Annotated in this window: 12 protein-coding genes; 6 read left to right on the forward strand and 6 right to left on the reverse strand. The window is 72.8% G+C overall.

What is annotated here, in order from left to right; all coding sequences use genetic code 11:
* Positions 1 to 2 precede the first annotated feature (2 nt).
* Complete coding sequence (locus AC068A_RS15750) at positions 3 to 623, forward strand: Maf family protein (RefSeq protein WP_478585187.1); 621 nt, start codon at positions 3 to 5, stop codon at positions 621 to 623.
* On the opposite strand, the gene AC068A_RS15755 is transcribed toward AC068A_RS15750, so the two are convergent.
* Complete coding sequence (locus tag AC068A_RS15755; RefSeq protein WP_478585189.1) at positions 604 to 1,059, reverse strand: hypothetical protein; 456 nt, start codon at positions 1,057 to 1,059, stop codon at positions 604 to 606. The genes AC068A_RS15750 and AC068A_RS15755 overlap by 20 nt on opposite strands.
* A 379-nt stretch (positions 1,060 to 1,438) precedes the next feature.
* Here AC068A_RS15755 and AC068A_RS15760 point away from each other — a divergent pair, with 379 nt between their 5' ends.
* Complete coding sequence (locus AC068A_RS15760) at positions 1,439 to 3,202, forward strand: acetyl/propionyl/methylcrotonyl-CoA carboxylase subunit alpha (RefSeq protein WP_478585191.1); 1,764 nt, start codon at positions 1,439 to 1,441, stop codon at positions 3,200 to 3,202.
* Positions 3,203 to 3,485: 283 nt separating this feature from the next.
* Here AC068A_RS15760 and AC068A_RS15765 read toward each other — a convergent pair whose 3' ends face one another.
* Both AC068A_RS15765 and AC068A_RS15770 read right to left on the reverse strand, forming a co-directional pair.
* Positions 3,486 to 4,436 carry a DeoR/GlpR family DNA-binding transcription regulator gene (locus tag AC068A_RS15765; protein ID WP_478585192.1) on the reverse strand — a complete coding sequence of 317 codons (951 nt, stop codon included), beginning with the start codon at positions 4,434 to 4,436 and terminating at the stop codon, positions 3,486 to 3,488.
* A 186-nt stretch (positions 4,437 to 4,622) separates the two neighbouring features.
* On the reverse strand, positions 4,623 to 6,062 hold the full coding sequence (locus tag AC068A_RS15770; RefSeq protein ID WP_478585194.1) for an NAD(P)H-quinone dehydrogenase: 1,440 nt from the start codon (positions 6,060 to 6,062) through the stop codon (positions 4,623 to 4,625).
* Between the two features lie 219 nt (positions 6,063 to 6,281).
* On the opposite strand from AC068A_RS15770, the gene AC068A_RS15775 reads away from it, so the two are divergent.
* From AC068A_RS15775 to AC068A_RS15785, 3 genes are all read left to right on the forward strand, one after another.
* Complete coding sequence (locus tag AC068A_RS15775) at positions 6,282 to 6,719, forward strand: gamma-glutamylcyclotransferase family protein (protein WP_385686990.1); 438 nt, start codon at positions 6,282 to 6,284, stop codon at positions 6,717 to 6,719.
* 118 nt (positions 6,720 to 6,837) lie between these two features.
* Positions 6,838 to 7,644, forward strand: coding sequence for a purine-nucleoside phosphorylase (locus AC068A_RS15780; RefSeq protein WP_478585197.1), 807 nt, complete (start codon positions 6,838 to 6,840; stop codon positions 7,642 to 7,644).
* A gap of 41 nt (positions 7,645 to 7,685) precedes the next feature.
* Entirely contained in the window at positions 7,686 to 9,335 is a 1,650-nt protein-coding gene (locus AC068A_RS15785) for a phospho-sugar mutase (protein ID WP_478585199.1), read from the forward strand.
* A gap of 180 nt (positions 9,336 to 9,515) precedes the next feature.
* On the opposite strand, the gene AC068A_RS15790 is transcribed toward AC068A_RS15785, so the two are convergent.
* The 3 genes from AC068A_RS15790 to afsQ1 are packed head-to-tail and all read right to left on the reverse strand — an operon-like array spanning position 9,516 to position 12,308.
* Positions 9,516 to 10,163, reverse strand: a complete 648-nt coding sequence (locus AC068A_RS15790; RefSeq protein WP_478585201.1) for a GerMN domain-containing protein — start codon at positions 10,161 to 10,163, stop codon at positions 9,516 to 9,518.
* Positions 10,144 to 11,577 (reverse strand): sensor histidine kinase, encoded by a 1,434-nt coding sequence (locus AC068A_RS15795; protein WP_478585385.1) that lies wholly within the window; start codon positions 11,575 to 11,577, stop codon positions 10,144 to 10,146. Before AC068A_RS15795 ends, AC068A_RS15790 begins: the two co-directional genes overlap by 20 nt.
* Positions 11,578 to 11,630: 53 nt before the next feature.
* Positions 11,631 to 12,308: a two-component system response regulator AfsQ1 gene (afsQ1, locus tag AC068A_RS15800; protein ID WP_179177120.1), complete on the reverse strand. Its 678-nt coding sequence runs from the start codon at positions 12,306 to 12,308 to the stop codon at positions 11,631 to 11,633.
* Between the two features lie 192 nt (positions 12,309 to 12,500).
* On the opposite strand from afsQ1, the gene AC068A_RS15805 reads away from it, so the two are divergent.
* Positions 12,501 to 13,211 carry a SigE family RNA polymerase sigma factor gene (locus AC068A_RS15805; RefSeq protein WP_478585203.1) on the forward strand — a complete coding sequence of 237 codons (711 nt, stop codon included), beginning with the start codon at positions 12,501 to 12,503 and terminating at the stop codon, positions 13,209 to 13,211.
* Positions 13,212 to 13,386 lie beyond the last annotated feature (175 nt).

Below are 13,386 nucleotides of genomic sequence, written 5' to 3' on the forward strand. Positions count from 1 at the left end.
GCATGACTGCTGCCCAGGCCCCGGCCCCCGCCCCCGCCCTCGTCCTCGCGTCCGCCTCCCCCGCCCGGCTGAACCTGTTGCGCCAGGCCGGGCTCGCGCCGCACGTGATCGTCAGCAACGTCGACGAGGACTCGATGACCGCGGACACCCCGGCCGAGCTGGCCCTGGTCCTGGCCGAGGCCAAGGCGGCCGTCGTGGCCGGCCTGGACGAGGCCGCGGGCGCCCTGGTCATCGGCTGCGACTCGGTGCTGGAGCTGGACGGCGAGGCGCTGGGCAAGCCCGCGGACGCCGCGGAGGCCACGGCCCGATGGAAGGCGATGCGCGGACGGTCGGGCGTCCTGCGCACCGGGCACTGCGTGATCGACACGGCCACGGGCCGCCGGGTGTCGGCGACGGCGTCCACGACGGTGCACTTCGGCGAGCCGACGGACGCGGAGGTCGCGGCCTACGTGGCGAGCGGCGAGCCGCTGCACGTGGCGGGGGCGTTCACCCTGGACGGGCTGTCCGCGCCGTTCATCGAGGGGATCGACGGCGACCACGGCAACGTCATCGGCCTGTCGATGCCGCTGCTGCGCTCCCTGCTGGGCGAACTGGGCGTGTCGATCACCGACTTGTGGGCCTGAGCCCGCCCGGCTCCCGACCGCCGTCCACGCGGCCGCCCCGGGCCGGGTGCAGGGTCAGGGTCAGCACGATCAGGCACAGGATCACCATCGTCGCCGCGAAGGCGCCCCAGCCGACCGCCCCGACGGCGACGGCGCCGAGCAGGCCGTGCACGACGGCGGCCGTGACCAGGACGGCGCGGGCGAAGCGGCCGGGCGCGCGGTCGCGTACGGCGGCCACGGCGAGGAGCACCGCGCACAGGAGCAGGAAGGCCCCCATGGCCGCCCCCAGCGCATAGGTGGCCACGGCCATGGCTTCGGGGTCCGAGCCGGCGATGGACATCGACTGGTTGTGCGTGGTCCGCCCCAGCACGAAGTGGACCAGGGCGAGCAGCACCCCCTCGGCGGCGAGCGCGACGGCGGCCAGCCCGGCCACGAGCCTGCGCAGCACGGCATCCACGGCGCCCACCCCTTCCCGCCATTCGACACGCCGTTCGACGCCTGGAGGCTACTAACGGGTAAACGTACGGACAAGGGGTGCGCACCCGTTCGTTACGCGAGAGGGCGCGCCGCGGCCGCCACGCAAAGAATCTATGGGCCGTTCGTAGGGAATCCACAAAGAATCGCCGGGGCCCGCTGACCCGGCGGACAGAGACCGCGGCCGTCCGACGGGGTTACTGTGCAGTCGGGGATCCCCCTGACCTGGGGCGCCACAAGGACTTTCCGCGCTAGAGGCGGCCTCGAATCACACTCCGTGTGGGCAAGGTCACCTCTGGGGGAGGGTCGAAAGGCCGTGTGGGCAGTCCCTAAACTCAGCTTGTTTCAAGGAGGGAGCCATCGTGCGCAAGGTGCTCATCGCCAACCGTGGCGAAATCGCTGTCCGCGTTGCTCGGGCCTGCCGGGATGCCGGGATCGCGAGCGTAGCCGTCTACGCCGACCCGGACCGGGACGCCCTGCACGTCCGCGCGGCCGACGAAGCTTTCGCGTTGGGCGGTGACACCCCGGCCGCCAGCTACCTGGACATCTCCAAGGTCCTCCAGGCCGCCGCCGACTCCGGCGCGGACGCCATCCACCCCGGATACGGCTTCCTCTCCGAGAACGCCGACTTCGCGCAGGCCGTCATCGACGCTGGCCTGACCTGGATCGGCCCGCCGCCGCAGGCCATCCGCGACCTCGGCGACAAGGTCGCCGCCCGCCACATCGCGCAGCGCGCCGGCGCCCCGCTGGTCGCCGGCACCCCGGACCCGGTCTCCGGCGCCGACGAGGTCGTGGCGTTCGCCAAGGAACACGGCCTGCCGATCGCCATCAAGGCCGCCTTCGGCGGTGGCGGCCGCGGCCTGAAGGTCGCCCGCACCCTCGAAGAGGTGCCGGAGCTGTACGACTCCGCGGTCCGCGAGGCCGTCGCCGCGTTCGGCCGCGGCGAGTGCTTCGTCGAGCAGTACCTCGACAAGCCGCGCCACGTCGAGACCCAGTGCCTGGCCGACAGCCACGGCAACGTGGTCGTCGTCTCGACCCGTGACTGCTCGCTCCAGCGCCGCCACCAGAAGCTGGTCGAGGAGGCCCCGGCGCCGTTCCTCTCCGAGGAGCAGAACGCCGAGCTGTACGCCGCCTCGAAGGCGATCCTGAAGGAAGCCGGCTACGTCGGCGCCGGCACCGTCGAGTTCCTCGTCGGCCTCGACGGGACGATCTCCTTCCTCGAGGTGAACACCCGACTGCAGGTCGAGCACCCGGTGACCGAGGAGGTCGCCGGCATCGACCTGGTCCGCGAGATGTTCCGCATCGCCGATGGCGAGGCCCTGGGCTACGACGACCCGGTGCTGCGCGGCCACTCCTTCGAGTTCCGCATCAACGGCGAGGACCCGGGCCGCAACTTCCTGCCGGCCCCCGGCACGGTCACCAGGTTCGACGCGCCGTCCGGCCCCGGCGTCCGCCTGGACGCGGGCGTCGAATCCGGCTCGGTCATCGGCCCGGCGTGGGACTCCCTGCTGGCCAAGCTGATCGTCACCGGTGCCACCCGCGAGCAGGCCCTCCAGCGTGCCGCCCGTGCGCTCGCCGAGTTCCAGATCGAGGGCATGGCCACGGCCATCCCGTTCCACCGCGCGGTCGTCGCCGACCCGGCCTTCGCCCCGGCCGACGGCACCCCGTTCAAGGTCCACACCCGCTGGATCGAGACCGAGTTCGTCAACGAGATCCCGGCGTTCTCGGCCCCGGCCGCGGACGAGGCCGAGGAGGAGCCGGGCCGCGAGACGGTCGTCGTCGAGGTCGGCGGCAAGCGGCTCGAGGTCTCCCTGCCGTCCTCGCTGGGCATGACCCTGGCTCGTACGGCCGCGGCCGGCGGCGCCAAGCCGAAGCGCCGCGTGGCGAAGAAGTCCGGCCCGGCCGCCTCCGGCGACACCCTGGCGTCCCCGATGCAGGGCACGATCGTCAAGGTCGCGGTCGAGGAGGGCCAGCAGGTCAACGAGGGCGACCTGGTCGTGGTCCTGGAGGCGATGAAGATGGAGCAGCCGCTGAATGCGCACCGCTCCGGCACGATCGTCGGCCTGACGGCCGAGGTCGGCGCGTCGCTCACGTCGGGTGCCACGATCTGCGAGATCAAGGACTGACGCCCCACACCCCTTCGAACGCCGGCGAGCTGGATCCCCAGCCGCCGGCGTTCGCCGTCTCCGCCTACCGGCGGCTCCGCCCCCGGTGGCGAAATCCAGCCTCGCCGGCGTTTGAGGCGCGGGGGTGCGGGGGCGGAGCCCCTGCGGCGGGTCCGGGCGGAGCCCGGTTTCGGGAAGGGGCGGGGTGGGGAAAGGCTCCGCGCAGCGGCAGCGGCAGCCCGGCCGGGGCCGACCCGGCGGTCGGGCGGAGGCCCCCAGGCGGGCAGCCGGTCGGGCGGCGGGGTCAGCGGCGGCGGAGGTCGGCCACGCGGCGGTCCCCCGGCGGCGGCTCCAACAGAGCGGCGGCGGGTGCGCTGCGCAGCCCCGGCCCCCCGCGCCGCTGCACCGGCAGCGGCGCCTCCCGCCGCGGCCGCCGCCCCGGCATGCCCGCGTCCAGCGGCCCGGCCGCCGCGACCGCCCCGGCCACGGTGATCTGGACCCCCTGATCCGCGAGCGCCTGCAGCTCCGTGGCCGCCCGGTCGTCGTGCGGCGGCGGCTCGTCCGTGACGAGCCGGGTCATCACATCCGTCGGCACCGTCTGGAACATGGTGTCGGTGCCGAGCTTGGTGTGGTCCGCGAGGACGACGACCTCGGCCGCGGCCTGGACGAGCGCCCGGTCGACGCTCGCCGACAGCATGTTGGACGTGGACAGGCCGCGTTCCGCGGTGAGGCCGCTGCCGGACAGGAAGGCGCGGGAGACCCGCAGCCCCTGGAGGGACTGTTCGGCGCCGCTGCCGACGAGCGCGTAGTTGGACCCGCGCAGGGTGCCGCCGGTCATGACGACCTCGACACGGTTGGCGTGGGCCAGCGCCTGGGCGACGAGCAGGGAGTTGGTGACGACGGTGAGGCCCGGCACCCGGGCGAGCCGGCGGGCCAGCTCCTGGGTGGTGGTGCCCGCGCCGACGACGACGGCCTCGCCTTCTTCGACGAGGCCGGCCGCGACGTCGGCGATGGCGGTCTTCTCGGCCGTCGCGAGATGGGACTTTTGCGGAAACCCGGATTCCCGCGTGAAGCCTCCGGGCAGTACCGCACCGCCATGCCGGCGGTCGAGGAGTCCTTCTGCCTCCAGCGCCCGCACGTCCCGGCGTACGGTCACTTCGGAGGTCTGGACCACGCGGGCGAGCTCACGGAGCGACACCGCTCCGTTCGCCCGCACCATTTCGAGAATCAACTGGCGACGTTCTGCAGCGAACACGAAACTGACAGTAACCCGGGCGACCGTCTGCTTTCAGCTCCTTGCGCCGGAATTCCGAAGTTGTCCATAAGGCAGGGCACTCAGTGGTATAAGGGGCCGGACGAGTACGTCACCAAGCCGCCGCGCACCGGCGCCCTGCCCCAAGTCCCCTTGCGGAAACGGGAGGTTGCGGCCGCTGGAGGCCCGTCAGGCCTCGGTGCCGGTCTTCCGGGTGTGCAGCTGGCGCGCGACCTCGGCGATCGAACCCGACAGCGAGGGGTACACGGTGAACGCGTTTGCGATCTGCTCGACGGTCAGGTTGTTGTCGACGGCGATCGAGATCGGGTGAATCAGTTCACTGGCGCGCGGGGAGACGACCACGCCGCCGACGACGATCCCGGTGCCGGGGCGGCAGAACAGCTTCACGAAGCCGTCCCGGATGCCCTGCATCTTGGCGCGTGCGTTGCGCAGCAGCGGGAGCTTGACGACGCGGGCGTCGATCCGGCCGGCGTCGACGTCCGCCTGGGTGTAGCCGACGGTGGCGATCTCGGGGTCGGTGAAGACGTTCGAGGAGACGGTCTTGAGGTTGAGCGGGGTGACCGCGTCGCCGAGGAAGTGGTACATGGCGATGCGGCCCTGCATGGCCGCCACGGAGGCGAGTGCGAACACGCCGGTGACGTCGCCGGCCGCGTACACGCCGGGGGCGGACGTGCGGGAGACCTTGTCGGTCCAGATGTGGCCGGAGTCCTTGAGCCTGACCCCGGACTCCTCCAGGTTCATGTTCCGGGTGTTGGGGATGGCGCCGACGGCCATGAGGCAGTGGGTGCCGGTGACGACGCGGCCGTCGGAGAGGGTGACCTCGACCCGGTCGCCGACCCGCTTGGCGGACTCGGCGCGGGCGCGTCCGATGACGTTCATGCCGCGCCGGCGGAAGACGTCCTCGAGGACGGCGGCGGCGTCGGGGTCCTCGCCGGGCAGCACGCGGTCGCGGGAGGAGATCAGTGTGACGCGGGAGCCGAGCGCCTGGTAGGCGCCGGCGAACTCGGCGCCGGTGACGCCGGAGCCGACCACGATGAGCTCCTCGGGGAGCTCGTCCAGGTCGTAGACCTGGGTCCAGTTCAGGATGCGCTCGCCGTCGGGCATGGCGTCGGGGATCTCGCGCGGGGTGCCGCCGGTCGCGATCAGCACGCACTCGGCCGTCAGGATCGTCTCGGTGCCGTCGGCGGCGGTGACGATGACGTCGCGGGTGCCGTCGATGCCCTGCGGGCCGCCGAGGCGGCCGCGGCCGCGGATGACGCGGGCGCCGGCCCGGGTGACGGAGGCGGTGATGTCGTGGGACTGGGCGAGCGCGAGGCGCTTGACACGGCGGTTCACCTTGCCGAGGTCCACGCCGATGATGCGGGCGGACTGTTCGATCGGCGGGGTGTCGTCGGCGACGACGATGCCGAGCTCCTCGTACGAGGAGTCGAAGTTCGTCATGACCTCGGCCGTCGCGATGAGGGTCTTGGAGGGTACGCAGTCGGTGAGGACCGAGGCCCCGCCGAGGCCGTCGCAGTCGACGACGGTCACCTCCGCGCCGAGCTGGGCCCCCACGAGGGCCGCCTCATACCCGCCGGGTCCGCCGCCGATGATCACGATCCGGGTCACGAAAACTCCGCCTCACGTCTACCCGGCCGAGCGCCGCCCCGGCCGGGGCTTCCGGGGGGTCTCCCCGGGGGATGCATTCCGTGCTCCATTGTCCCGCACGCTTCAAGGTGCTTCTTCCCCGGTCCCGCCATCCGTGCGTCGCCGGTCCCGCAATCCGTGCGCGCATCCGCCGGCATCCGGGCACGCATACTCAGCCGCCCCTCCCGTACCCTCGACTGCATGTCGCTCTACGCCGCGTACGCCGGCAACCTCGACCCGCGGCTGATGTCGCGCCGCGCCCCGCATTCGCCGCTGCGCGGAACGGGCTGGATCAACGACTGGCGGCTGACCTTCGGCGGCGAGCAGATGGGCTGGGAGGGCGCCCTCGCCACCATCGTGGAAGCGCCCCGCCAGCAGGTCTTCGTCGCCCTCTACGACATCGCGCCGCTGGACGAGGACTCCATGGACCGGTGGGAGGGTGTCGGGCTGGACATCTACCGCCGGATGCGGATCCGCGTGCACACCCTGGACGGCGAGGAAGCCGCCTGGTGCTACGTGCTCAACGGGTACGAGGGCGGCCTGCCGTCCGCGCGCTACCTGGGCGAGATCGCCGACGCCGCCGAGTCCGCGGGCGCCCCGCACGACTACGTGATGGAACTGCGCAAGCGGCCCTGCTGACGGTACCGGGGGATCCGGGGCCCTCCGGACGATTCGGCGGAAACGACAAGGCAACGATCCGAACACCGTGAGCTGCGCCATCTACGCGCGTAGGCGATTCCGGGCTACGCTCTTCTGCGTGAACGCATCTGTTACCGACCCCCACGCCGCCGCAGACGCCGCCGCCGCGCGCCTGCGCGAGCTCACCGGCGCCGAGACCCACGACGTCGCCCTCGTCATGGGCTCCGGCTGGGCTCCCGCCGCGGAGGCGCTGGGCGCCCCCGAGTTCGAATTCCCCGTCACCGAGCTGCCCGGCTTCCCGCCCCCCGCCGTCGAGGGCCACGGCGGCAAGATCCGCTCGTACAAGATCGGCGAGAAGCGCGCGCTGCTCTTCCTCGGCCGGACGCACTACTACGAGGGCCTCGGCGTCGCCGCCGTCGCCCACGGTGTCCGCACCGCCGTCGCCGCCGGCTGCAAGACCGTCGTGCTGACCAACGGCTGCGGCGGCCTGCGCGAGGGCATGAAGCCCGGCCAGCCGGTCCTGATCAGCGACCACCTGAACCTCACCGCGACCTCGCCCATCATCGGCGCGAACTTCGTGGACCTGACCGACCTGTACTCGCCGAAGCTGCGCGCGATGTGCAAGGAGATCGACCCGACCCTGGAAGAGGGCGTGTACGTCCAGTTCCCCGGGCCGCACTACGAGACCCCGGCCGAGATCAACATGATCCGCGTGATGGGCGCCGACCTGGTCGGCATGTCCACCGTGCTGGAGGCCATCGCCGCCCGCGAGGCCGGCGCCGAAGTACTCGGCATCTCCCTGGTCACCAACCTGGCGGCGGGCCTGTCCGGCGAGCCGCTGAACCACGAGGAGGTGCTCCAGGCGGGCCGCGACTCGGCCGCGCGCATGGGCACGCTGCTGACCCAGGTCCTCGCCCGCATCTGAGGCACAGGCACCGGCACCGTACGAGAGACAAGGCGGAAGTAGTGCAGGAACAGCAGGACGACCTGATCACCCGGGCCCGGGCCTGGCTGGCCGAGGACCCCGACCAGGAGACCGCGGACGAGCTCGCCGGGCTCCTCCAGGCGGGCGACACCGCGGAGCTGGCGGACCGGTTCTCCGGCACCCTCCAGTTCGGTACCGCCGGGCTGCGCGGCGAGCTCGGCGCCGGCCCGATGCGGATGAACCGCTCCGTGGTCATCCGGGCCGCGGCGGGCCTCGCCGCGTACCTGAAGGCCGAGGGCCACACCGGCGGCCTGGTCGTGATCGGCTACGACGCGCGTTACAAGTCCGCGGACTTCGCCCGCGACACCGCCGCCGTGATGACCGGCGCGGGCCTGCGCGCCGCCCTCCTGCCCCGTCCGCTGCCGACGCCCGTCCTCGCGTACGCCATACGGCACCTGGGTGCCGTCGCCGGCGTCGAGGTGACCGCGAGCCACAACCCGCCCCGGGACAACGGCTACAAGGTCTACCTCGGCGACGGCTCCCAGATCGTGTCCCCGGCGGACACGCGGATCGCGGCCGAGATCGCCCGCGTGACGACGCTCGCGTCCGTCCCGCGCCCGGAGTCCGGCTGGCAGGAGCTCGGCGACGAGGTCCTGGAGGCCTACCTGGCCCGTACGGACGCCGTCCTGGACCCGCACTCGGCCCGGGGCGTGCGCACCGTCTACACGGCCATGCACGGCGTCGGCAAGGACGTCGTCCTGGCGGCCTTCGCCCGGCACGGCTTCCCCGAGCCGGTGCTCGTCGCCGAGCAGGCGGAGCCGGACCCGGCCTTCCCGACGGTGGCGTTCCCGAACCCGGAGGAGCCGGGCGCCATGGACCTGGCGTTCGCCAAGGCCGCCGAGGTCCAGCCGGACATCGTCATCGCGAACGACCCGGACGCGGACCGCTGCGCCGTGGCCGTACCCACGAACGGCGGCTGGCGGATGCTGCGCGGCGACGAGGTCGGCGCGCTGCTGGCGGCCCACCTGGTGCACAAGGGCGCGCGGGGCGTCTTCGCCGAGTCGATCGTGTCCTCCAGCCTGCTGGGCCGGATCGCGGAGGCGGCCGAGGTCGGCTACGAGGAGACCCTGACGGGCTTCAAGTGGATCGCCCGCGTCGAGGGCCTGCGCTACGGGTACGAGGAGGCGCTCGGCTACTGCGTGGACCCGGAGGGCGTCCGCGACAAGGACGGCATCACCGCCGCCCTGCTGGTGGCGGAGCTGGCCTCGGAGCTCAAGGAGCAGGGCCGGACCCTGACCGACCTGCTGGACGACCTGGCGATGGCCCACGGCCTGCACCACACCGACCAGCTGTCGGTCCGCGTGGAGGACCTGTCGGTCATCGCGAACGCGATGGCGCAGCTGCGCGCGGAGCCGCCGGTGTCCCTGGCGGGCCTGCGCGTGGTCTCGGCGGAGGACCTGAACCAGGGCACGGAGAAGCTCCCGCCCACGGACGGCCTGCGCTACTACCTGGAGGGCGACTACAAGGCCCGGGTGATCTGCCGCCCGTCCGGCACGGAGCCCAAGCTGAAGTGCTACCTGGAGGTCGTCGTCCCGGTGGCGGAGGCCTCCGACCTCACGTCGGCCCGCATCCGCGGCCAGGAAGTCCTGGACGCGGTCAAGAAGGACCTCTCGGCGGCGATGGGCCTCTGATCCCGCCCGAGCACAGCCCGACGGGCCCCGGACCACCGGTCCGGGGCCCGTCGGCGTTCACGCGCGTGCAACTGCCACCCCGGGCCGCACGTCGCACCCGTACCGACCCGTACTCCCCTACGCGCAGGTCGGCACACTGGTCTGCCGGGCGATGGTCCGAACGGGCCTGCGATCAGGCCGTCAGCCGGTCGCGGCCGGCGAGGGGGCCGGGCTCGGCACCGAGCGGACCAGTTCGCCCAGCGTCGGCACCGACTCCGGGCGGGAGCGGACGGCGTCGGTGCACTCCCAGGCGCGCGGCGGGTCCGCGTCCGGGCCGCCGAGGACCACCGGTCCCGGTCCGGCCGAGACGGTCTCGTTGCCCGCGAGGGTGCACACCACCTGCGCCAGGGCCACCGGCAGCAGGTCCTCCGGCTTCTTGCTGAGCCGGATCGTCCCCGCCGGGTCGCCCGGGCGCGCCGGGGCGACCGTCAGCCCGTCCGGGACGGCGCTGGTGAAGCCCGCGTCGCGCTCCTCCTGCGAGGGCTCCCGCTCCAGCGCCTCCAGCAGCGCCTCGGCCGCCAGCAGCGCGGGGTCCCCCGTCGGCTTCTTCTCGGCTATGGGGACCACCCGCTCGACGCCGACCAGCTGCGAGCCGCACACCAGCTCCACGGTGGCCCGGAAGCCCTGTGCGCTGCCCTGCTGGGCCGGAATGTCGCAGGACACCCGGGAGGGCGCCGGGCCGACGTCCACCGGCACGCTCGTCGCCCGGATCCCGCATCCGGCCGTGAGGGACGCGAGCCCCCACAGCACCGCGGCCGCGGCCGCCGCCCTACGCGTTCGCGTCGCCACCGGCGATCACCTTCCCCACGTCCACCGGCAGCCGCAGCGTGAACAGCGCGCCGCCGCCCTCGGCGTTCGCCGCGGTGATCTCGCCGCCGTGGATGTGTGCGTTCTCCACGGCGATGGACAGGCCGAGGCCGCTGCCGTCCGACTTCGGGCGGGAGGCGCTGGCCTTGTAGAAGCGGTCGAAGACGTGCGGCAGTACCTCTTCGGGGATGCCCGGCCCGTTGTCCCGCACGGCGATGACGAGCCACTCGCCGTCGACGCGCACCGACACCCGCACCGGCGAGCCGCCGTGCTTGAGGGCGTTGCCGATGAGGTTGGCGAGGATGACGTCGAGGCGCCGCGGGTCGAGGCGCGCCATGATCCCGCGCTCGGCGTCCAGCTCGACCGCGTCGAGCCAGGCCCGCGCGTCGATGCACGCCGTCACCTGGTCGGCGACGTCCACGTCGTCCAGGACGAGTCGGGCCGTCCCCGCGTCGAAGCGGGTGACCTCCATCAGGTTCTCCACCAGGTCGTTCAGCCGCCGCGTCTCGCTGACGACCAGCTGCACCGCCGGTGCGATCATCGGATCGAGGTCGTCGGCCTCCTCCTCCAGCACCTCGGCGACCGCCGTCAGCGCGGTGAGCGGCGTGCGCAGCTCGTGCGACATGTCGGCGACGAAGCGGCGGCTGGCCTCCTCGCGCGCGCTCATGTCGGCGACCTTCTTCTCCAGCGCCTCCGCGGTCCGGTTGAACGTGCGCGACAGGTCGGCGAGTTCGTCGTTGCCGGACACGTCGAGCCGGTGGTCGAGCTCGCCCTCGCCGAGGCGGCGGGCGGCCTCGCCGAGCCGCTGGACGGGCCTGAGGACCGTACGGGCCGCGGCCTGCGCGAGCAGCGCGGAGCCGAGCAGGGCGAGCCCGGTCGCGATGGTCAGGGACCAGCCGAGCGCGTTGAGGTCGTCGCGCTCCTGTGCGAGGGACTTGTACATGTAGCCGGTGGGCCCGCCGCCGACGATCCGGGTGCCGCCGACCAGGTACGGATTGCCGCCGGGCTTCGTGCGCTGCCAGTACACGTGGTACTCGGAGTCGCTCGCCGCGGTCGGCTTCTGCCGGTCGTTCACGGCCCGCTGGAGGGTCTCGGGTACGTCCTCCAGCCGGAAGGAGTCGGGTCCGGCCGCGCCGAACACCATGCGGTGGTCGGCCCGCTCGTCCACGAGCAGGACGCTGTACCCGGGGCTGCTGCCCGCCATCAGGTCGGCGGTGCGCTGGAGTTCCTCGGGGGTGGGGTCGGCGGGCAGGGCGGCGGCCCGGAGCTGCATCTCCTGCCGGAAGTCGCCGAGGGCCGCGTCCTGGGTACGGGTGAGCACCGCCTCGCGGTTGAGCCAGTAGGCGATGCCGGACGCGGACACCGCGGCCGCCAGCGCGACGAGGGAGAACACCATGAGGAGCCGCAGCCGCAGGCTGGTCCAGCGCCTGCCCGCGAACAGAGCCTTGATCACTGCGGGGAGTCCAGGCGGTAGCCGACACCTCGTACGGTGCGGATGAGGGTGGGCGAGGAGGGCACTTCCTCGACCTTGGCGCGCAGCCGCTGGACGCAGGCGTCCACGAGCCGGGAGTCGCCGAGGTAGTCGTGCTCCCAGACCAGCCGCAGCAGCTGCTGCCGCGACAGGGCCTGCCCGGGCCGGCGGCTGAGCTCCAGCAGCAGCCGCAGCTCGGTCGGCGTCAGCTGGAGGTCCTCGCCGTTCTTCGTCACCGTCATCGCGGCCCGGTCGATGACCAGGGACCCGAAGACGGCGGAGTCGTTGGCCTCCCGCTCGCCGCGGCGCAGCACGGCCCGGATCCGGGCGTCGAGCACCCGGCCCTGGACCGGCTTGACGACGTAGTCGTCGGCGCCGGACTCCAGGCCGACCACCACGTCGATGTCATCGCTGCGCGCGGTGAGCAGGATGATCGGCAGCTGGTCGGTGCGGCGGATCCGCCGGCAGACCTCGAAGCCGTCGATCCCGGGCAGCATCACGTCCAGCACGATCAGATCCGGCCGCTGCTCGCGCAGCAGCTTCAGGCCGTCCTCGCCCGTCGCCGCGGTGGCCACGCGGTGGCCCTGGCGGGTCAGGGAGAGTTCGAGGGCCGTGCGGATGGCGTCGTCGTCCTCGATCAGCAACAGGAAAGGCACGGCCACATTCTGTCCCATGTGCGGTTGGGAGTTCGACCGTCGGGCACGAGGGGTTCTCGCCGGGCCGGCTGTGACAGGCCTGTGACAGTCGACGGACACCGCGGTTAAGTCCGCCGTGCAGTCTTTAACCAACGCACCGAGCAGGACGCGGAACCAGGAACCGAAAGCAGACTCCACGACGGGGGGCGCGGGATGAACACGCTGCACAGCACCACCACCAGCGCGGTTGTCACGCGGCTGCACGATGTGAACCGCCGGGCAGGTGCCCGTTCGGTGACGGTCGCCCGTCCCCGGCAGGCGCACACGGTGGCCATCGACGCGAAGGCCTACCGGCCCGCCCCGGTTCCGGCCTCGCTGCCCGAGCCGCGGCTGTCCTCCGACTCGGAGGCGGAGTTCACGGCGTACGTCCAGGAGCGGCGGGCCGCGCTGTACGCGACGGCCTTCCACCTGACCGGTGACCGGTACGAGGCCGAGGACCTGCTGCAGAGTGCGCTGTTCTCCACGTACCGGGCCTGGGACCGGATCAGCGACAAGGCGGCCGTCGGCGGCTACCTGCGGCGCACGATGACGAACCTGCACATCAGCGCCTGGCGCCGGCGCAAGCTGAACGAGTACCCGACGGAGGAGCTGCCGGAGACGGCGGCCGACGCGGACGCGATGCGCGGTACGGAGCTGCGTGCGGTGCTGTGGCAGGCGCTGGCCCGGATCCCGGAGCCGCAGCGCACGATGCTGGTGCTGCGCTACTACGAGGGCCGGACGGACCCGGAGATCGCGGAGATCCTCGGGATCAGCGTCGGCACGGTGAAGTCGAGCATCTGGCGCTCGCTGCGCCGGCTGCGGGACGACGAGGCGCTGAGCTTCGGCCGCGACGAGGCGGAGTCCTTCGAGGAGCTCGTCGCGTAACACGCAGGGCCGGTACAGGGCCAACACAGAGCCAATGGCCGGGGGGCCGTCCTACGGGGGTGGGACGGTGGCCATGGGGGGGATGGCGGGGGGGGGGGGGGGGGGGGGGGGGGGGGGGGGGGGGGGGGTCCGGTTTTTTTGGTGGTTGGGGGGGGGGGCGCTGTTGGGTTGTTCT

Source organism: Streptomyces sp. NPDC043854 (assembly GCF_056436005.1).

Coding starts and splice junctions, on each gene's coding strand:
- AC068A_RS15750 (WP_478585187.1), top strand. CDS start 3: ATGACTGCTGCCCAGGCCCCGGCCCCCGCCCCCGCCCTCGTCCTCGCG.
- AC068A_RS15775 (WP_385686990.1), top strand. CDS start 6,282: ATGTCGCTCTACGCCGCGTACGCCGGCAACCTCGACCCGCGGCTGATG.
- AC068A_RS15805 (WP_478585203.1), top strand. CDS start 12,501: ATGAACACGCTGCACAGCACCACCACCAGCGCGGTTGTCACGCGGCTG.
- AC068A_RS15795 (WP_478585385.1), bottom strand. CDS start 11,577: ATGGTGTTCTCCCTCGTCGCGCTGGCGGCCGCGGTGTCCGCGTCCGGC.